The sequence below is a fragment of the Amycolatopsis sp. Poz14 genome (assembly GCF_006704225.1).
In the GTDB taxonomy this organism is placed as follows: domain Bacteria; phylum Actinomycetota; class Actinomycetes; order Mycobacteriales; family Pseudonocardiaceae; genus Amycolatopsis; species Amycolatopsis nivea.
Window position 1 is genome coordinate 1059386 of the sequence record NZ_JACLHD010000001.1, and the last position, 18443, is coordinate 1077828.

At 68.5% G+C, this 18443-nt stretch carries 17 protein-coding genes and 1 tRNA gene; 11 read left to right on the top strand and 7 right to left on the bottom strand.

The features are described 5' to 3' along the window. Positions 1–64: 64 nt before the first annotated feature. On the top strand, positions 65–1756 hold the full coding sequence (locus FKO37_RS05310; protein ID WP_238608215.1) for a DUF2339 domain-containing protein: 1692 nt from the start codon (positions 65–67) through the stop codon (positions 1754–1756). A 181-nt stretch (positions 1757–1937) separates the two neighbouring features. Then, a complete protein-coding gene (locus tag FKO37_RS05315) occupies positions 1938–2339 on the top strand; it encodes a TIGR03667 family PPOX class F420-dependent oxidoreductase (protein ID WP_037808590.1) in 402 nt (133 codons plus the stop codon). 14 nt (positions 2340–2353) lie between these two features. Here the strand turns inward: FKO37_RS05315 and FKO37_RS05320 are convergent, their stop codons facing one another. Further along, complete coding sequence (locus FKO37_RS05320; RefSeq protein ID WP_037808587.1) at positions 2354–2941, bottom strand: superoxide dismutase; 588 nt, start codon at positions 2939–2941, stop codon at positions 2354–2356. Between the two features lie 972 nt (positions 2942–3913). Between FKO37_RS05320 and FKO37_RS05325 the strand changes: the two genes are divergently transcribed. After that, positions 3914–4453, top strand: a complete 540-nt coding sequence (locus tag FKO37_RS05325) for a DUF6328 family protein (protein WP_275292953.1) — start codon at positions 3914–3916, stop codon at positions 4451–4453. A gap of 124 nt (positions 4454–4577) precedes the next feature. Continuing rightward, entirely contained in the window at positions 4578–6407 is a 1830-nt protein-coding gene (locus FKO37_RS05330) for a LamG-like jellyroll fold domain-containing protein (RefSeq protein WP_238603871.1), read from the top strand. 1294 nt (positions 6408–7701) lie between these two features. On the opposite strand, the gene FKO37_RS05335 is transcribed toward FKO37_RS05330, so the two are convergent. After that, entirely contained in the window at positions 7702–8199 is a 498-nt protein-coding gene (locus FKO37_RS05335) for an Lrp/AsnC family transcriptional regulator (RefSeq protein ID WP_009084674.1), read from the bottom strand. A 180-nt stretch (positions 8200–8379) separates the two neighbouring features. Between FKO37_RS05335 and FKO37_RS05340 the strand changes: the two genes are divergently transcribed. Beyond that, the gene (locus FKO37_RS05340; RefSeq protein WP_238603872.1) at positions 8380–9906 is read left to right on the top strand and encodes an APC family permease; all 1527 of its coding nucleotides are present in this window, start codon (positions 8380–8382) and stop codon (positions 9904–9906) included. Here FKO37_RS05340 and lysA read toward each other — a convergent pair. Continuing rightward, positions 9903–11237: a diaminopimelate decarboxylase gene (lysA, locus tag FKO37_RS05345; RefSeq protein WP_238603873.1), complete on the bottom strand. Its 1335-nt coding sequence runs from the start codon at positions 11235–11237 to the stop codon at positions 9903–9905. The two genes, FKO37_RS05340 and lysA, sit on opposite strands and share 4 nt — an antisense overlap. A gap of 210 nt (positions 11238–11447) precedes the next feature. On the opposite strand from lysA, the gene FKO37_RS05350 reads away from it, so the two are divergent. Next, on the top strand, positions 11448–12413 hold the full coding sequence (locus tag FKO37_RS05350) for an RNA polymerase subunit sigma-70 (RefSeq protein WP_238603874.1): 966 nt from the start codon (positions 11448–11450) through the stop codon (positions 12411–12413). 4 nt (positions 12414–12417) lie between these two features. Here FKO37_RS05350 and FKO37_RS05355 read toward each other — a convergent pair whose 3' ends face one another. Together FKO37_RS05355 and FKO37_RS05360 are read right to left on the bottom strand one after the other, a co-directional pair. Then, on the bottom strand, positions 12418–13320 hold the full coding sequence (locus FKO37_RS05355) for a dihydrodipicolinate synthase family protein (protein ID WP_037808572.1): 903 nt from the start codon (positions 13318–13320) through the stop codon (positions 12418–12420). A gap of 373 nt (positions 13321–13693) precedes the next feature. Continuing rightward, positions 13694–14923 carry a M20 family metallopeptidase gene (locus tag FKO37_RS05360; protein WP_238603875.1) on the bottom strand — a complete coding sequence of 410 codons (1230 nt, stop codon included), beginning with the start codon at positions 14921–14923 and terminating at the stop codon, positions 13694–13696. A 76-nt stretch (positions 14924–14999) separates the two neighbouring features. On the opposite strand from FKO37_RS05360, the gene FKO37_RS05365 reads away from it, so the two are divergent. The 5 genes from FKO37_RS05365 to FKO37_RS05385 all read left to right on the top strand — a co-directional run bounded on the left by FKO37_RS05365 (position 15000) and on the right by FKO37_RS05385 (position 17294). Beyond that, positions 15000–15482, top strand: a complete 483-nt coding sequence (locus FKO37_RS05365) for a tRNA adenosine deaminase-associated protein (protein WP_037354362.1) — start codon at positions 15000–15002, stop codon at positions 15480–15482. Positions 15483–15505: 23 nt separating this feature from the next. Next, positions 15506–15946, top strand: coding sequence for a nucleoside deaminase (locus FKO37_RS05370; protein WP_037716091.1), 441 nt, complete (start codon positions 15506–15508; stop codon positions 15944–15946). A gap of 43 nt (positions 15947–15989) precedes the next feature. Next, a tRNA-Ser gene (locus FKO37_RS05375) sits at positions 15990–16076 on the top strand. A 90-nt stretch (positions 16077–16166) separates the two neighbouring features. Beyond that, complete coding sequence (locus tag FKO37_RS05380) at positions 16167–16490, top strand: hypothetical protein (RefSeq protein WP_238603876.1); 324 nt, start codon at positions 16167–16169, stop codon at positions 16488–16490. A 9-nt stretch (positions 16491–16499) separates the two neighbouring features. Then, the gene (locus FKO37_RS05385) at positions 16500–17294 is read left to right on the top strand and encodes an SAM-dependent methyltransferase (RefSeq protein WP_238603877.1); all 795 of its coding nucleotides are present in this window, start codon (positions 16500–16502) and stop codon (positions 17292–17294) included. Here FKO37_RS05385 and FKO37_RS05390 read toward each other — a convergent pair. After that, positions 17291–17860, bottom strand: coding sequence for a hypothetical protein (locus FKO37_RS05390; protein ID WP_037808561.1), 570 nt, complete (start codon positions 17858–17860; stop codon positions 17291–17293). The two genes, FKO37_RS05385 and FKO37_RS05390, sit on opposite strands and share 4 nt — an antisense overlap. Further along, the gene (locus FKO37_RS05395; protein WP_037808560.1) at positions 17860–18153 is read right to left on the bottom strand and encodes a hypothetical protein; all 294 of its coding nucleotides are present in this window, start codon (positions 18151–18153) and stop codon (positions 17860–17862) included. The genes FKO37_RS05390 and FKO37_RS05395 overlap by 1 nt, the downstream gene beginning before the upstream one ends. Positions 18154–18443: the final 290 nt, after the last annotated feature.

An 18443-nucleotide genomic window follows, 5' to 3' on the forward strand; every position in this document is an offset into this window, starting at 1 on the left:
GTACTACCCGCGCCCGGGCTACTACCCGTACAACCCTTACGCAGTCCCGTATTCCGCCCAGCCGATGTCCGGCGCGACCCACCCGTCGCCGCCGCGCCCCGGGACCGGGCAACCCGCCGCTGGCGATGCCGGAGCCGAACAGTTCGCCGCCCAACCGGGCCACGGACAGCCCACCGCCGACCAGTCCGCCCAAGGACACCCGCAGGCAACCGCCCAACAGCCGCCGTATGGCCAGCTGCCATACGGACAGCCGCCCTACATCCCGCCTCCGACGCTTCGTGAGCGACTCGGCCGCGAAGGCGCGGGTTCGCGCCTTCTGGCGTGGGTTGGCGGTGCCGTGACGTTGCTCGGGGTCGTTCTGCTGCTGATCTTGGCCATCCAGCGCGGCTGGCTCGCTCCGTTGCCGCGAGTGGCGGTCGGCGCTGCGTTCGGTGGGATCCTGGTCGGCGCGGGTGCTTGGCTGCACCGCAAGCCGGCGGCGCGCACGGGAGCATTCGCCCTTGTCGCCACTGGGATCGCGACGCTCTACCTCGACACTGTCGCTGCCACCTCCTTGTACGATTTCCTGCCGGTTCCCGCCGGACTCGCGGTCGGCTTGGCGATCGCGGTGGGCGGACTTGTGCTTGCGGTCAAATGGGATTCCTCTCTCCTGGCGATTGCCGTGGTGGGAGGATGCGGAGTGTGTGCGCCCCTGATCACCCGGGGCTTCACCGATGAACTCGTGACGTTCCTTCTTATGATCCAGATCGCGACCGTCCCTGTCCAGCTTCGACGGTCATGGTGGCCCCTTTCGTTTACTGCGGCCATTCCTCCCTTGACAACGGCGTTGATCGGTACCGGACTGCGCACGTTGCCGGTGTGGGCAGTTATCGCCGCTGGCGTGGTCAGTGCGGCGGCAGCACTGGTTTCGTTGCGGCGCAATGACAATGAGCCTTACTCGCTGTCCGTCCTGGCTGTTTCCCCGCTGCCGATCCTGGTCGCCGCGCTGATGCTGCACCGGCCGGAATCTGTGCTTCTCGCGGGCGGAACGGCGGTCGTGCTCATCGCGACCTGGATCATCGTTCGAGGGAATTCCGGTACTGTCGCAGGGATCGCTGGTCTTGTCGCCGCGATGCAGGCGACCGTCACGCAGTTCGATGGCGGAGCTGTCCTGCTTGGCGAGGCAGTTGCGCTCGCGTTCGCGGCGAAGTTCACTCGAAACCGTTTCGCGCTAGGCGGTTCTCTCGTCTTCGCGGTGATCGGCGGACTGTTCACGCTCGGGTCGGACGTGACACCGGCGCTGCTGATCCTCCCGAATTGGCATCCGCGAGATCTTCTCCTGACCGCGCTGGTCTCGGCTGTCCTTCTGCTCGCTGCCGCGATTGCGTTGCCGTGGGCGGCAATTCAGCTCAACGTGGTGAAGTCGGCCAGTCTCGCGCCTTGGCTGCCTGCCGGATTGTGCGCGCTCTACGGCGCTGCTGGGCTGGTGCTCACCGCGTCCATGCTCGTAGCCCCTGGTCGTGGTGGATTCCTGGTTGGCCACACGCTCGTCACGGTTTCCTGGACGGTGGTGGCGTTCGTCCTTCTCCTGCGCGGGATCAAGGTGGTCGCGTTGCGGATCACCGGACTGGTGCTGGTGGCCGCTGCCGTCGCGAAGCTCGTGTTGTTCGACCTTGCCACTCTGGACGGGTTGGCTCGCGTGGGCGCGTTCCTCGGTGCCGGTGTGATCCTGCTTGTGGCGGGTGCCCGGTACGCGCGGGTTGTCGCGTCGCGCTGAACTTGCGAGAAGTCCCCCGATCCGGGGAAACGAGATTGACCTCGGATCGGGGGTTTTCCTTGTGCGGCAACAAAACTGAGCCGTGTCGGGAAGCGGCTTGAGACGGCTCGCGAAGGTCGGCGGGGCAGAACTGTCGGTGGCTCGTGGTTACCTGGGAAACCTACCGAGGAGGTATCCGACCATGACCTACACCCACGACCCGAAACTCATTGAACGCGCGGGCGAATCCGTCGCCTGGCTCACCACGGTGACTCCCAGCGGACGCCCCGCGCCGCGGCCGGTTTGGTTCGTGCTCGACGGCGAGGACATCGTGGTCTTCAGTCGGCCGGGCACGGCCAAACTCCGGCATCTCGCCGCCAATCCGGAGGTGAGTTTTCACCTGAACAGCGACGAACACGGCGGGAGCATCATCGTCGTCAACGGACGTGCGCAGGTCGACGAGGCCAAGGCCTCCGAAGCACCTGGCTACCTGGCGAAGTACCAGCGGCATTACGCCGGCATCGGGTTCGCCGATCCAGCTGCCTTCGACGCCGACTACTCCGTGCGGATCCGGATCGTTCCGGAGAAGTCCTGGGGGTTCTGAGGGCAGCTCCTGTTTTAGAAGCCGACGTCGAGGCAGGCCAGCCGTCCACCCGCGGTGCCGGCGTGCCCGGGGTTGGTGTGGGTGTGGGTTTCGTGGATCACCACGGACTTCGCCCGTCGTCCGTCGAATGTCCAGTCCACAACGGAGGTTGCATGACCGATGCCTGAGCGGTTGGTGGTGAAGTCGAGCCAGATCTCGTTGCGCGGGTTGGCGTAGGCCGGATCCACCGAAGGCTTCACCGGGTCCGGCACGTGCTGGAAGTGTCCGCCCGCGGCGTCACCGGTGGCGCCGCAGGAGTTGACGTGCGCGTGTGCACCGTATTCGTGCTGCGGCAGGAGGCCGCTGATCACCAGCACGGTGGTGGTGCCGACGCGGCCGGCGGACAGGGCGGAGACGTGCGCCTTGGCACCGACGGGCACGAGATCCGGACGGTAGGTGACGGCATGGCTGCCCGGTACGTACGCCGCGAATGTGCCGTGGGCAGCAGTGAAGTGCAGAGGAGAGTCCGTCGCTGGAGTGGCTGCGGCGGAGGTGGCCGAGAGGCTCGTGACGGAGAGACCAGCGGCGAAGGCCGCGGAAAGGAGTTTAGGGAGGAAACGCATGAAACTTCTCTAACCAGTCGGCGCGTGCCGTGCCATGTTCTCCACTCGAACGTGTGGAGGTTGCCCGGATCTCGGGACGGCTTTCCTCGGGCGTGAGGTGCGTGGGGTTGCCGGGTGGGACAGCGTCGGGATCAGCCGGATTCAGACTCTGTCCGGACCGGGTGAGTGCAGGTCAGGCGTGGGCCAGGCCGGGTGCGGAGTGCTGTCTGGATGCACCGCGGTGAGGTCAAGCCTGGTGCTGATGCTCGTCGCGGTGAGGCTCTGAGGCGCGCAGGTGCGGTTCGAGGCACGCTCCGCGTACGAGAGCGGCTAGCGAGCCGGTGGAGTTGGGAGGTCGTTGCGGTGGACGTGAAGGTCGTCCGGCTGGCGTGGTGAGTTTTCGGGCCTTGACGCGGTGGGTACTTGGCAGCGTGGCAGCGTCGGACTTGCCCGGCGGTGCTTTGGCGAGCACCGGTGGAGCCTGACATGCCTGACGACCCGAACAGCGCCATGGGGTTTGACGGCCGTCGTGCGGACGACCATGAGTCGGCGGGTGCCAGCGGACCGGCCGAGACCCGTGGGGCGTCGGAGAGCGGTCGACCGGCGGACGCCAGCGGGCAGGCTGGCAGCGGCGGGTCAACTGGCGGCGGATCAGGCGACGGTGGACCGGCTGACGGCGGATCGACCGGCGGCGGACCCACCGGCAGCGGGCTGGCGGGCAGCGGCGGACCGGTGCAATCCAGCGGGCGAGCTCGGGCTGGTGAATCGGCGCAGGTCGCCGGATCGCAGCAGCCCAGTGAGTCGGCGCAGGCCACCGGTCAGGCGGAGGCTCCCCGGCTGGGACAACCCGGCGGGTCGCCGCGACCCAGCGGACCGGCCGAGGTTTCCGGACTGCCGCAATCCGGCGGGGCACCGCGACCCAGTCGACCGGCCGAGGCTTCCGGACGGCCGCAACCCAGTGAGTCGGCGCAACCCGGCGGACTGGCGAAGGCGATCGGTCCGGCGCAGGCCACCGGGACAGCGGACGTCGAGGGATCGGCGGACGTCGGCGACGACGTCGAGCACACCGGCGAGACGCGGAACCAGATGTTGCAGCGGAACGTCGGCGAGCTGCTGCAGGAGCTGCGGGTCGCGCAGGCGGGCGTGCAGATCCTGTTCGGGTTCCTGTTGTCGGTGGTCTTCACGGGTCGGTTTCACGACGCCAGCGGGTTCGAGAAGACGCTGCACCTGCTCGCGGTGTTGCTGACTGTCGCGGCGACGGCGTTGCTGATCGCGCCTGCGGCGTGGCACCGGATGCTGTTCCGGACTGGGCGGCGGGAGCAGATCCTGCGGGTCGGCAACCGGGTCGTGCTTGTTGGGTTCGGGTGTCTTGCCGCGGCGATCACGGTGACTGTCGCGCTGATCGCGAAGGTCTCTTTCGGACCGGTTGCGATGGGGCTCGTCGGCGGGATGGCGATCTTGCTGTTCGGGCTGCTGTGGTTCGCGGTGCCGGGCATGCTCGTCGGCGACCAAAGGCGACGCGACGGTCACTGAGCGGAACCAGCGCAGCCTTCCGTTTGTCCTGCGCAGGACAGAAACGCCGGGGACATGGAGCTGTTCATCGAGCCGTCGGCAATTGTTGCCGTAGCGGTCGGGACCGGCCCGTAGCTTCCTGCTCGTGACTGACTCTTCACGGCGGAACTTCCTGCGCGGTGCCGGAATTCTCGGCGCTGGTGCGGCGGTGTCCGCGCTTCCTGGCCTGAACGGGATCGCCGCGGCTGATCCCAGTGTCGCTCGGCGGCCGGACGGTGACAGCCCGCGGTTCACGATCGCGGTCATGCCGGACACCCAGTACCTGTTTGACGAGGACCGGGGCGACTCGACGCCGGTGGACGCCTCGTTGTCGTACCTGCTGCGCCACGGGCACGACGACAACGTTGTCTTCCTCGCGCACCTCGGCGATCTCACGCAGAACGGGCAGGCCCGGGAGTTCGCTGGCATCAGCCGGTCGTTCCAGGTGCTCGACCGGTTCCGGTTTCCGTACAGCACTCTCGCGGGCAACCACGACATCGACGGCTCCACCGACGACCAGCGCGGGCGGACGCCCTACCTCGACGCGTTCGGGCCGCAGCGGCAGCGGAATTCGCCGACGTTCCGCGGCTCCTCAAAGGACGGCTACAACACCTACCACGTGTTCCGGGCCGCCGGCCGGGAATGGCTGGTGCTTGCTATGGACTGGCGTCCGTCATCGGGCGGGTTCGCGTGGGCTAAGCAGGTTCTCGCGCAGCACCCGAAGATGCCCGCGATCCTGACGATCCACGAGCTGGTCAACTCCGACGAGCAGGGCAAGGCGTTCCTGTCGGACTTCGGCAAGCAGGTCTGGGACGAGTTCGTCAACGAAAGCGACCAGATCTTCCTGACCCTCAACGGTCACTACTGGCCGCCGAGCCGGATGGTGAAGCGCAACGCCGCCGGCCACGACGTGCACCTGCACCTCACGAACTACCAGGACCGCTACTACGGCGGCAGCGGCATGATCCGGCTGTACCAGTTCGACGTCGCCCGCGGGGTGATCGACGTCCGCACCTTCTCGCCGTGGCTCGACGATCGGCGCGACCTCACCGAACTCGAGCGCATCGAGGCCGAGCGCAGCACCGACGTCGACTACTTCAGCATCGACATCGACTTCGACAAGCGGTTCGCCGGTTTCGCGCCCGTTCCAGTGCCGCCGGCCCGTCCGGTGAAACCGCAGCTTGTGCCGGGTACCGTCGCGTACTGGCGGTTCGAGGGCGGCCGTGCGGGGGCTCCGGTTCCGGACAACGCGCTGATCAAGGACCTCACCGGCCGCGGGAACGATCTGCGCCGCGCGACCGTGCCGGGCAGCGGGCCTGACGCGTTGACTTACTCGGCGGATTTCTCGCCCCGCCAACCGTCGCGGGCGAGCCTTCGCTTCGACGGCGCGCGCAACCCTGGCCGCGGCGCGTACCTCCAGACCGTCGACAGTGCGCCGATGAACAACCTGACCTTCCAACGCGGCTACACCGTCGAAGCGTTCATCCGGCTGCCCGAAGACTTCCGCGACGGCACCCACGGCTGGTGCGGCATCTTCGCGCGCCTCGGCAACGGCGGCGCGGCCGGGAAGTCCGGCGACGACCCCAACGAATCGGCCGCGACGTTCAGCGTCTCGGACGGTGCAGAACTGCAGTGGGCGGTGTTCCCGTTGAACCAGAACGGGATTTCGACCAACTGGGGCCACGAGCTGCCGTTGGTGAAGTGGTGGCACGTCGCGGTCGTCAACGACGGACGGCGCAGCACACTCTACGTCGACGGCTGCCCGCTGCTGCGCAACCCCAAGACTCCGGCGATCGGCCTCGCGAACCCGGGCGGCAGCTGGCTGGTCGGCGCGTCGTCGTACCGGGGCAAGGTGGAGCGCAGCTTCTACGGCGAGATCGGCGAGGCCCGCGTGGTCGACCGGGCGCTGGCGCCGCGGGAATTTCTGCTGGGCTGATAAGCGGTGCCGATTGGCTGCTCGGCAATTGCGGAGGGTGCTGGCCGGGGACTGGATCCGCGACCGGCTTGCCGGCGGTGTGACGATCGGGAATCTCTGACGCGTTATTCCGATTGCGCGGTGGGCACATTCTGCCAGTGCGGCCGTTCGGGGGTATTGGCGAAACTGACGGCTTCCGCCAGTCGGTCTAATCGGGGGACGGGGTAATAGTCATTTTGAAGTAGTATCGGAACGGTCGGAATTCGTTCAGGGTGGGTGCTGGATCCGGGAATTTCGCCGAGGGCGGTGCTGTGCCGGTGAGCGGGACGAGGCATGCCGCGGGCGAGCGTTCCCTTGCCGGGGACTGGGGCAGGGAACGTCGGTGTGCGGGGCAGCGGCAGCGCTGGACCGTTGCCTGGGCTGGGGCTCCTGGACCAGCGGCGATGCTGGGTCGGAGTTCCGTTGCCTGGTTGGCCCGGATGCCGGTGACTTGTGCCGGGTTCGGCGTGGATGCTGATCGGTGGCTCGGAACTCGTTGCCAGGTGCTGGTGGCGTGGTTGGAGTTCGTTGCCGGGATCAGCACGGGTGCTGGAACCGGTGGTCGAGCCGGACCGTTGTCGGGACCGGCTGCGTTGCCGGAACTGGTCAGGCCCGCTTCGCCCGTTGGGCAGCGTCGTTGCTGGAACGGGGAAGCCCGTGCTGGCCAGCGCCGTTGCTGGGCCAGCAGTGGAACCGTGCCGGACTGGCGTTTCGGCCGTAGCCGGGTGCCAGGGCGGATGGTTCGGGTGGAGCTCGTTGCCGGGACTGACGTTCGTGCCGGGATTCCGAAACCGGGGCCAGCGCTGATGCTGGCACCGGGACTCCGGTGTCCAACGCCTGGATGTTCCGCCTTGGTCAGTTTCGGAATCGGCCAAGCGAGGCCGGGACACGCGCCGCGAACGGGGAGCGTGCCGCGGAACCGAGGTGGCCCAGTCCAAGGAGCAGCCGGTCCAGTCCAGGGGCCAGCCTGAACCGGTCCGACGGGGGCGACCGCGCTGGCCCAAGGGCTCCAAGGAGCCCAAGGGCATCGCCCGAGCAACCCGATCCGGATACGCCAACCCGCGAGTCAAGGTCAAAAGCCCAGCTCAAGGGCCCAGTCGGCGTCTGGCCCAGTCGCCGCCGCGCCGGAGGCGTGAGCGGCACCTCAGACCGAGAACCCCACCGAGAACTCAGCCTGAGCACGCCAGCCCATGAACCTAGCCAGCACCCAGCCGCGAAACCCGACCGCGGACCCAGCCGCGAAACCCAGCCCAGCACCCAGCCGCGAAACCGTGGATCAGGCGGTGAGCCGTCCCCACGAATAGTCCTGTTTCGCGAGCTTCAGGTACACGAACAGCTCCGTCGAGACGACGCCCGCGATGGGCCGTACCTCGTCGCCGAGTACGGACAGGAGGTGGTCGTCGTCGCGGCAGAGCAGTTCTGCCAGCAGGTCGAAGCGGCCTGAGCAGAGGGCCACCTGGTGTACGTCGGCGACCTTGGCCAGTTGCTGGGCCACTTCGCGGGCGTCTCCGTCCACCGTGATGCCGACCATCGCCCTTCGGGTCAGGTCGACGTGTTCTGGCGAGGTCACGGCGACTATCTGCACCATTTCCTCTCGCAGCAGCCGTTGTACTCGCTGCCGCACCGCGCCCTCCGAAAGACCCACCGCCTTGGCCAGTGCGGTGAAGGACGCCCTGCCGTCTTCCTGTAACAGCGTGATGAGCGTCCGGTCGGTCCCGTCTAGCGCTCTCGGAGCACGCGGTTCCTCGATTTTCGTACGGTTTTCGTCACCCATGCCGTCCCTCCCTGTGTTTCGGCATGTGATTCGTCAGACGCGCAGCGTATCGGCAGGAGCCGGAGAGCAGGAGACCCTTTCCCGTTTTCTTCTCCAGATGGCGGACATGCGGGCCCCGTTCCGGCTCCGGCAAACAGCGGGTACGGTCGCGAACCGCCGATCTTGAGGAGGAATATTCCAATGACCGAAGCCGTCGCCGCGCCTGTGGTGCCGGCCAAGGGGCTCCGTTCGAACGCGCTGGGCATGGTGTCCTCGACGGTGATCGGGATGTCTTCGACCGCCCCGGCCTACTCGATCGCCGCGACGCTCGGGTTCATCGTGCTCGCCGGAACGGGGTTCAAAGCCGCCGCGTTCGTGCTCCTGTCGTTCGTGCCGGTGCTGTTCGTCGCTTTTGCCTTCCGGGAACTGAATGCGGCCGAACCCGATTGCGGCACCAACTTCACCTGGGCCACTCGCGCGTTCGGCAGCCGCGTGGGCTGGATGACCGGCTGGGTCGTCCTGGTGGAGCAGTTGCTGGTGATGTCCAGTCAATCCGCGCTGACCGGCCGGTACACGCTGCTGCTGTTTGGTCTAGACGACCTCGCGAACAACCGCGCGGTGACGACCGCGATCGGGTGCGCGTGGCTGCTCGCGCTCTGCTGGCTCTGCTACCGCGGCATCGAGGTGTCCGCGCGGGCGCAGTGGATCCTCCTCGGCATCGAACTCGCCGTCCTGGTGATCTTTTCCGTCGTAGCGCTCACGCGCGTCTACAGCGGCACTGCGGGCCCGCAAGCGACCACGCCGCGGTGGGACTGGCTGTGGCCGAGCGGAGTGAGCGTCGGGACGGCGGTGTCGGCGGTGCTGCTCGCGGTCTTCATCTACTGGGGCTGGGAAAGTTCGCTTTCGGTGAACGAGGAATCGGCTGATCCCCGGCACGCGCCGGGCCGGGCGGCGATCCTGTCGACCGTGCTGCTGGTGCTCAACTACCTGCTGGTGACCGTCGCTGCGCTGGCTTTCGCGGGCGTCGGCGAGCACGGGATCGGGCTGGCCAACGAGGCGAACGCCGAGGACGTGCTCGCCGGGCTGGGCGGTGCGGTGTTCGGGACGTCCGGGTTCGGCAAGGTCATGGGGGTGCTGCTGATCGTGTCGGTGCTGACCAGCGGCGCGGCCACGAGCCAGGCGACGATCATGCCCGCCGCGCGCACCACGCTGTCGATGGCCAGCCACGGCGCGCTGCCCAAGGTGTTCGGCCGCGTGCATCCGAAGTACCAGACGCCGTCGGTGACCACCTGGGCGTTCGGGCTGGTGTCGCTCGCCTTGTACGTGCTGCTGGCGTTGTGGAGCCGGAACGTGCTCGCGGATTCGGTCGACGCGGTCGGGCTCACGATCGCGATCGAGTTCACGGTGACGGCGCTCGCGTGCGTGTGGGTGTTTCGTCGGACACTGTGGTCGAGCGTGCGCAATTTCCTGCTTCGCGGCTTACTACCCTTGGTAGGCGGCGTGTTCTTCCTGGCGGTACTGGTGCTCGCGGCGATCGCGTACGCGAAGCCTGACGCTGGAGAGACCACTGTGTTCGGCATCGGCGGCGTCGCGGTGATCGGTGTCGTGGCGATCCTTGTGGGCTTTCCGTTGATGTTCGCCGTGCAACGCGCCTGCCGTGACTTCTTCGCCGGGCGACGCCTGACGCGCGGCGCCGTTGCCCGCGGCGGTCAGACCATCGAAAGCTAGCAGCGGCGAAGCAGGTCTTCTTCGGTTTCGCGGCGTACGAGGAGCGTCGCGTGCCCGTCGCGGACGCCGACGAGCGGTGGGCGGCCGACGAGGTTGTAGTTCGATGCCAGCGAGTGGTGGTACGCGCCGGTGCACGGCACGGCCAACAGATCGCCGACGTGGATGTCGTCGGGCAGACAGACGTCCGCCAGTACGTCGCCGGACTCGCAGTGTCGTCCGACCACCGTCATCGGCGTACGCGCGGCCTTCGTGCGACGGCCGACGAGACGCGCGGTGTAGCGCGCGCCGTACAGCGCGGGGCGGGGGTTGTCGCTCATGCCGCCGTCGACAGCGACGAAGGTGCGTGCGCCGCGCTTCACGGCGCACACGCGGTAGACGGTGATTCCGGCTGGTCCGACGATCGCGCGCCCGGGCTCGATTGTCAGGCGTGGCAAAGGGAAGTCGTGTGATGAGCATTCGTAGCTCAGTGCGACGCGGAGGCGGCGTGCGTACCCGTCGAGGTCGAAGGACGCTTCGCGGTCGGCGTACGGCACCGCGTGGCCGCCGCCGAGATCCAAGTCGCGCAACGTGATTCCGTACTGGTCGCGGATGCGGACGAGCACTTCGACCATCCGTCGCGCGGCTTCCTCGTAACGGTCCACACGGGACACTTGCGAGCCGATGTGGCAGTGCAGTCCGGTCAGTTGCAGGCTCGGCTGCGAAAGCACTGCTGCGACAGCGCGTTCGACGTTGTCGCGTACGTCGGGGCGTAGCGAGAAGCCGAACTTCTGTCCTTCGGTGCCGGTCGTGATCGCGGCGTGCGTGTCGCCGCTGACGCCGGGCGTGACGCGGATAAGGACGCGTTGTGCGCCATGCGCGAGCGCGCCGAGCTGTTCGACTTCGTCGAGAGAGTCGAGGACGATGCGACCGACGCCGTACTGCAGCGCGGCTTTCAGGTCTTCAGGGGTCTTCGCGTTGCCGTGCAACAGAATGCGCTCCGCGGGAAAACCGACAGCGCGCGCGACGGCGATCTCTCCCGCGGAGCACGTGTCGAGCGACAGTCCTTCTTCAGCGACCCAACGCAACACTGCTCGCGTACAGAGCGCCTTGCTCGCGAAGGCGACGTCGGCCTCCGGCAGCGCACGGCGGTATGCGCGGGCCGTTTCGCGCACCTGCTCCTCGTCGAGGAGGTAGGCGGGCGTACCGAAGCGCGCGGCGAGGTGGCTGACGGGGGCGCCGGCGAAGAGCAGTTCACCGCCTTCGCCGAGCTTCGTGCCTTGCGGCCAGAGTCCCGGTTCCAGATGGTCGGCGGCCTCGCAGCCGAGACTCGGGAGCAGCTCGCTGAGCGTCACGGTTACCTCCGGTCGGTGTCGATCGCGGCGAACATCGCCAGCACACTGCGCCGACCCCGGACCGGAACGTCCCGGAAACGGGCCCCTGACGGTCCGGGCGGTCGTGCTGACGGGTTCTTAACGCGCGAGTAACTTCCGCCACACCCCGGTTGAGCTGGGCTTTGCTGAGTTTTCGGGTGCCCGGCCGTCTTATCGGACATGGTTGAACAGATGACGGACTTCGCGAGCGAGACCGAGTCGTACCGGCACGAGCTGCGGGTGCACTGCTACCGGATGCTGGGCTCGTTCGACGAGGCGGAAGACCTGGTCCAGGAGACTATGCTGCGCGCGTGGCGCGGCCGTTCGACGTACGCGGGCCGCGCGAGCCTGCGGGCGTGGCTGTACCGGATCGCGACCAACGCGTGTCTCGATCACCTCGAAGCACACCCGCGCGAGCTGCCGATGCTCGATCTGCCGGTTGCGCACGACTCCGACCTCGCGCCGCGTCCCGACGTCGCGGTTCCCTGGCTGCAGCCTGCGCCCGACAGTGCGCTTCAGCCGGACACTGTCGTCGTCGCGCTTGAGACGGTGGAGTTGGCGTTCCTCGCCGCCATTCAGCATCTTTCGCCGCGACAGCGGGCTGCGTTGGTGCTTCGCGACGTCCTCGGCTGGTCCGCGCGTGAGACGGCTTCAGCGCTCGGTACGACGCCTGCGTCGGTGAACAGCAATGTGTTGCGCGCGCGGGCCGAGTTGCAGGAGCACCTGCCTACGCGACGTACGGAGTGGGCGTCTGCGTCCGGGAGCGATGAGGAACGCGCTGTTGTCGCGAAGTACGTCAAGGCGCTCGTAGAGCACGACGAAGCGGCCTTCGCTGAACTGCTGCGCGAAGACGTGCGTTGCAGTCACGCTCCCGGCGCTGGCGGGCACATGGGGTCGGAGCCGACTTGGTACGCGGGGCGGGACGCGGTGCTCGCGGGCTGGGCGCCGGCGTTGCGTGGTGGCGACGCTGCCGAGTTCCGTGTTGTCGAGACCCGCGCGAACGGTCTGCCCGCGCTCGCCACGTACGCGCGCACGGTCGGCGAGTTCCGGGCCTTCGGCCTGGTGACGCTGCGGCTCGACGGCGGCCGTGTCGCGGAGGTGACCACCTTCGGCTCGGAAGTCTTCCCGGCTTTCGACCTCCCGCCAACGCTCGCCTGAGACGTTACGAAAGCCCCCACGCGGACAGGATTCCGAACAGCTGGTCCCGTTCGCCCGCGGTCAGCAGCCTGCTCGGCGGCCGTACGTCGGGGCGGCACAGGCTGAGTTGCGAGAGGGCGTCCTTGACCACGCTGACGTTGTTGGCGTTTCCGTGTGCGGCGCGCATCTCCTCGAACGGACGGATGCGGTCCCAGATCTCCATCGCGCCGTCGAAGTCGTGGTTGCGGAGACGGCGGAACAGGTCGAGCGAGATCTGCGGCGCGACGTTCACCAAGCCGGAGGTGAAGCCCGTCGCGCCGACTGCGAAGTACCCAGGGGCGGACAGTTCGGCGAGACCGGCGATCCACACGAAGCGCTCGTACCCCGCGTCGCGCGCGACGGTGCGGAAGCGCACCGGATCCGGCACCGCGTACTTCACGCCGATTACGTTCGGCGCGACGTCGGCGAGCTGTGCCAGGTCCGCACCCTCGATGGCGGGGTTGCGCACGTACAGGACAACCCCGAGTTCGGGCACTTCGTTCGCGATAGCGCGGTGGTAGTCGATCCAGCCCGCGCGCGATACGTACGGGTGCACGGGCTGGTGGATCATCACCATGTCCGCTCCGGATGCGCGCGCGTGCTTCGCGGCCTTCACGGCTGTACGCACGTCATGGCCGACGCCTGCGAGGACGCTCGCCTCGCGCGCGGCCTTCGTGGTGACTTCGAGACACTGTCGCGTTTCTTGCTCTTCGAGCGCGTAGAACTCGCCGGTGTTGCCGTTCGGCGTGACGACCTCGATGCCGCTCAGCACGAGCCGTTCGACTAGCCGCTCGTACGTCTCGGCGTCCACGTCCCCGGCCGCGGTGAAGGGAGTCACCGGGATCGCCACCACGCCGGCGAGCCGCTGTCGCTGTTTCTCGAACGCCACGAGCAGATCCGATCTGATATATGATGTCTCGACAGTCGGAGGGTAACACGAGTAGCCAGGACGATCGTCCTGATCTTTGGGATATGCGTCCTAGATCGGCGCTGAAGGGCGGTCTGGCCTGGCAAAGCTAGGTATCGCTGGCCGACGACCGGATTACCGCGCGTGGGGAACCTGGAACCTGCCGCTGCGCACCCGCGAGGTGTCGGGGTCAGGTCGGTGGAGCAACGAGTCGAGGTCGCCGACGTGCGGCTGCCGCTCGCCTCATCTCGCATCACGTACACGTTCCGGCAAGCCCCGACAGAACGCGAGTTCGTCTTCCTCGCGCAAGCAGCCTGAGTCGGCACGCCCCAGCGAGAGGGGCGTGCCGGAACCCTCAGCGCAGAGCGTCCAATGCGAACGCCGTGTACATGGCCACCCCGGCGGCCATCGCCGGTTCGTGGAACTTCACCCGGTTCGAGTGGTTGTCCTCGGTGGTCGCCGGGTCCGCTCCCGGCTCGCGGGCGCCGATGAACGCGAACGCGCCCGGAATCCGTTGCAGGACATACGAGAAGTCTTCCGCGCCCATGATCGGCGTGGTCAGCTCCTCGACGTTGTCCTCGCCCAGCACCTCCGCACCCAGCGACAACACCTCGGCCGCCACTGCCGGGTCGTTGACCGTCGTCGGGTAGCCCGGGTCCACGCCGGCCGACACGCGGCAGCCGTGGGCCGCTCCGACCGCCTCGCACACCTTCGGCAGTTCCTCGCGGATGAAGGACCGCGTCGACTCCGACAGGGTGCGAATGGTCCCCTCGAGCACCGCCGTCTCGGGGATGATGTTCGTCGTCGTCCCGGCCTGGATGCGGGTCACCGAGACCACCGCCGGGTCGAAGACGCTGATCCGGCGCGTGACCATCGTCTGGATCGCGCTGACCATCGCCGCCGCGGCGGGGACGGGGTCGATCGCGTCGTGCGGGGCGGAGCCGTGGCCGCCGCGGCCGGTGACCTCGACGCTGAACGTGTCGGCCGACGCCATCATCGGCCCGCCGCGCACCTGCAGGACGCCGCTCGGGCTGTTGGCGATCGTGTGCAGGCCGAAGGCTCGCGTGACGCGCGTGCCCGCCGCGTCCAGCACTCCCTCGTGGATCATGTGCCGCGCGCCGTGCATGCCCTCCTCGCCGGGCTGGAACATGAACACGACCGAGCCGGCCAGGTCGTCGACCCGCTCGGACAGCAGCCGCGCCGCAGAGGCGAGCATCGCGACGTGCGTGTCGTGTCCGCAGGCGTGCATCGAACCGTCGTTCTCGGACGAGAACTCCAGGCCGGTGTCCTCGGTGAGCGGCAGCGCGTCCATGTCCGCCCGCAGGAGCACGGCCGGGCCGGGACGGGCGCCGCGCAGGACGCCGGTGAGCGACGTCGTGGAGCGGCCGTCGGTGAGTTCGATCGGCAGGTCGGCGAGCGCGGCGCGGATCGCCGCCTGGGTGCGCGGCAGCTGCAAGCCCTGTTCGGGATGCCGGTGCACAGCGCGGCGAAGCTCGACAGTGCGGTCCTGGAGCTGCCGCGCGGCGTCGAGCAGCCCGGCGTGCCGGTTGCCGGGCAGGGTGGGGAGGTCGGTGGGTCCGGTCATGGCTCGATAGTGGCACCTCGCACGCTTCGGGCGCACCGTGCGTGCGTTCGCCAGCGAGGCGGAATACGGTGTGCGCATGGCGGTGCAAGAGCCGGTCACGGGCTTCGCGATAGCTGTGGTCCGTGAAGACGGTCGGTGGCGGTGCAGTGCGCTCGATTCCTCGGCGCTCACAGAACTGGATGCGGCGATCACCGAGCTGGGCAAGCTCCGGTCGACCGGGGCGGCGTTCGGCCTGCTGGCCGTCGACGACGAGTTCTTCGTGATCGTCCGGCCGAGCCCGAGGGGTCCGTCGCTGCTGCTGTCGGACGCCGCCGCGGCGCTCGACTACGACATCGCGGCGGACGTCCTCGACGTCCTGCGCGTCGACCCGCCCGACGAGGACGACGACGCCGTCTGGCCCGAGGGCGACCTCGAGATCCTGGCCGACCTCGGCCTGCCCGGCGGCGAACTGGAGGTGATCGTCGGGGAGGTCGACCTCTACCCGGACGAACAGCTCCAGATGATCGCCCAGCGGTGCGGGTTCGAGGCCGAGTTCTCGAAACTGCTGGACCAGCTCTGAGACGGCCGGACGACACCGAGGCCGTGCGGGCCGCGCTGGACGCGGCCCGCGCCCCCGGTGCCGACGTGCCCATCGGCGCGGTCGTCTTCGACCCCGACGGGCGCCCCCTGGCCGCGGCTCGCAACGCGCGGGTCGAGCTGGCTGACCCCACCGCGCACGCGGAGATCCTCGCGCTGCGCGCGGCGGCCCGCGAGTTCGGCGACGGCTGGCGGCTGGAGGGCTGCACGCTCGCGGTCACGCTGGAGCCCTGCACGATGTGCGCAGGCGCGCTCGTGCTCGCCCGCGTCGCCAGGCTGGTGTTCGGGGCCTGGGAGCCCAAGACGGGCGCGGTGTCGTCGCTGTGGGACGTCGTGCGCGACCGCCGCCTCAACCACCGGCCGGAAGTCCACGGCGGGGTGCTCGAAAGCGACTGTGCGGCCCTGCTCGAGGCGTACTTCGCGGACCGCCGGCTGGGGGCCGAGTAGACCCCGCCGCAAGCCGCGAAGAGGGTCCGGTATTGTTCTCGGCGGTGGCGTGTCCGAGCGGCCGAAGGAGCACGACTCGAAATCGTGTGACGGTTAATCCCGTCCGTGGGTTCAAATCCCACCGCCACCGCTCTTCACGAACGAACCCCGACCGGGCACTCCGGCCGGGGTTCGTTCGTTTGACCCTCCGGTAGCTGGTCCCCGCACCGGAGGTGGCGCTTTGTACATCTATGCCCGGCGTCGTTCGCTCACGTTCAGCGGCAAGCAGGTGACGATCAAGGCCGCGATCAAAGACGGCCTGTTCGGCGCGGACAAGAAGCACAGCTTCACCGTCAGCCGGATCAGCGGGGTCAGCAACACCGAACCCGGCGCGTTCAGCCCGGGGTGTCTCAAGTTCAAGGTGACCGGCGCGTCGACGGCGGTGATCGAGAACCCGGCTTCCGGCGGCGACAAGGCCGATCTGTGCACGTTCTACTACAGCTCCTCAGACCGGAAGAAGGTGCGGGAGCTGGTCGCGGCCGTCAAAGCGGCGATGCCGCAGTAGCGTGGACGCATGAGCGAGGAGCTTCCGCCGGTCGGCAAGACCGCGGTTGGGGTTGCTGGGCTTCGGGCGTTGGAGAGCGGGCGGCCGGATCGGCTGTTCGACGATCCCTACGCGGGCGCGTTCTTCCACGCCGGCCGCGCGATCTTCGAGGGCCGGGAACGTCACCACGAGCTGGGGATGGTCTTCGCGCACCAGGTCGCGATCCGCACCAGGTTCTTTGACGACTTCGTTTCCGGCGGGACCCAGACGGTGCTTCTCGCGGCCGGTCTCGATGCTCGCGCGTTCCGGCTCGACTGGCCCGACGGGGCGCGCGTGTTCGAGGTCGACCTGCCCGACGTGCTCGCGTTCAAGGAAACCGTGCTGTCCGAAAAAGGTGCGCGGCCTCGATGCCAGCGCACGACGGTTCCGGTGGATCTGCGCGACGACTGGGTCGCTGCCTTGAAAAACAACGGATTCGACCCGGATCAGCCGACCGTCTGGCTCGCTGAGGGGCTCCTCGTCTACCTCAGCCGGGACGAGGCGGAGCGGATGCTCACGGCAGTCACCGAGCTGTCCGCGCCGGGCAGCCGGGTTTCGTTCGAACACCGGCCGGACGGTGATCAGGACGGGCTGCTGGAGCGGGCGCGTCAATTCGGCAGCGAGGTGACGGCGCTTTGGCGCGGCGGTCTCGCGGGGGACGCTCCGAAGTGGCTCGCCGAGCACGGCTGGCGGCCGGAAACCGTTACGGTCGCGGAACTTTCCGTCCAATATGGACGCGAGCCGCTGCACCACACGCGCGGCGGATTCGTGACCGCGACCCGTTAATTCTCTTCCTGCAACACCGGTGTGCCGAAAGCGTCGAGGAAAGTCGTTGCCTCTCCTATGGTTGCGACGCCGCGCGCGACCGCTTCCGCGATGGTCCCGCATGCCTCCCGCACCGCCGGCTCCGCGGATCGGTCGCCCGCCAGCAGCGCGACGGCCGCTGGGGTCACTCCTTCGGCGATCAGCATGACCCGCGCCGCCGTCTGATCTGCTAGCCGGTCAAGCAAATCCGCCAGATCCAGGCCGACCGACGCTGTCCGCGCGGCGGCTTCGGCGGCCTGCCGGTAGTGCGCGTCCAGTTCGTCGGCGCTGCCCCGGAACTGCGCGGCCGGTTCTCCGCCCCATTTGCGTTCCGCGCTGTGCGCCCCGCGTTCGAACTCCAGCCGGGCCATCACCAACACGTCGCGGCCGCCCGACAGCGTGCGCGCGGATTCGCGGATCGTCTGCGGGGAACAGTCGATCTGGCGCAGCGCGGCGACCGGGTCCGGTGCGCCGATCGCGGCGGCCGCGGCACTCAAGGAAGCCAGCCCGGCGGCCGCGTTTTCCAGCGCCGGGTGGAGGAACGGCATCAACTCAGCAGCGCCGTCGCGATCGTCGGGCGGTGGTGGTGACCGCGGGCGGCCATCCGCAACTGGCCGGCGAGGTCGGACGTCGCGTCGCCGAGCATGCGCGCGTCGACGTCCCGCGCGGCGAGCGCGGCCTCCCACCGGGCGGCGATTTCCCGCGCGGGCGCGGAAATTCCCCACGGCGTCGATTCGAGACGGGCTTCGGCGAACCGGCCCGCGGCACGGTCTGCGTCGGCAGCCGCTCGATCGAGCGCGTCCGCGGCGGCGTTGAGCCGCTCGCTCGTCGAACCTGCCATCGGGACCTCCGCTTCCGGGAGAGCGCGAACCGCGGCCCGTCACCCTCTCCAGAGATCTAACCCCATCGAGGCCGCCCGGGTCACTCGGCCGGGCGTGCGACGATTCCACATCGTGGAGATCCTTGACCCACGCAACCGAACCCGGCCAGAATTGGAGTCATGCCAGAGAACCGGGTAGTGCCGCAAGCCGGCCGTGCCCCGGCGCGGTCGGACGGCGAGGGCGTGGCCGCTCTCCTGAGGCGTCGCGGTCGTCTCGGCTCTCCTCCCGCGTAGGCGATTTTCCGCTGCTG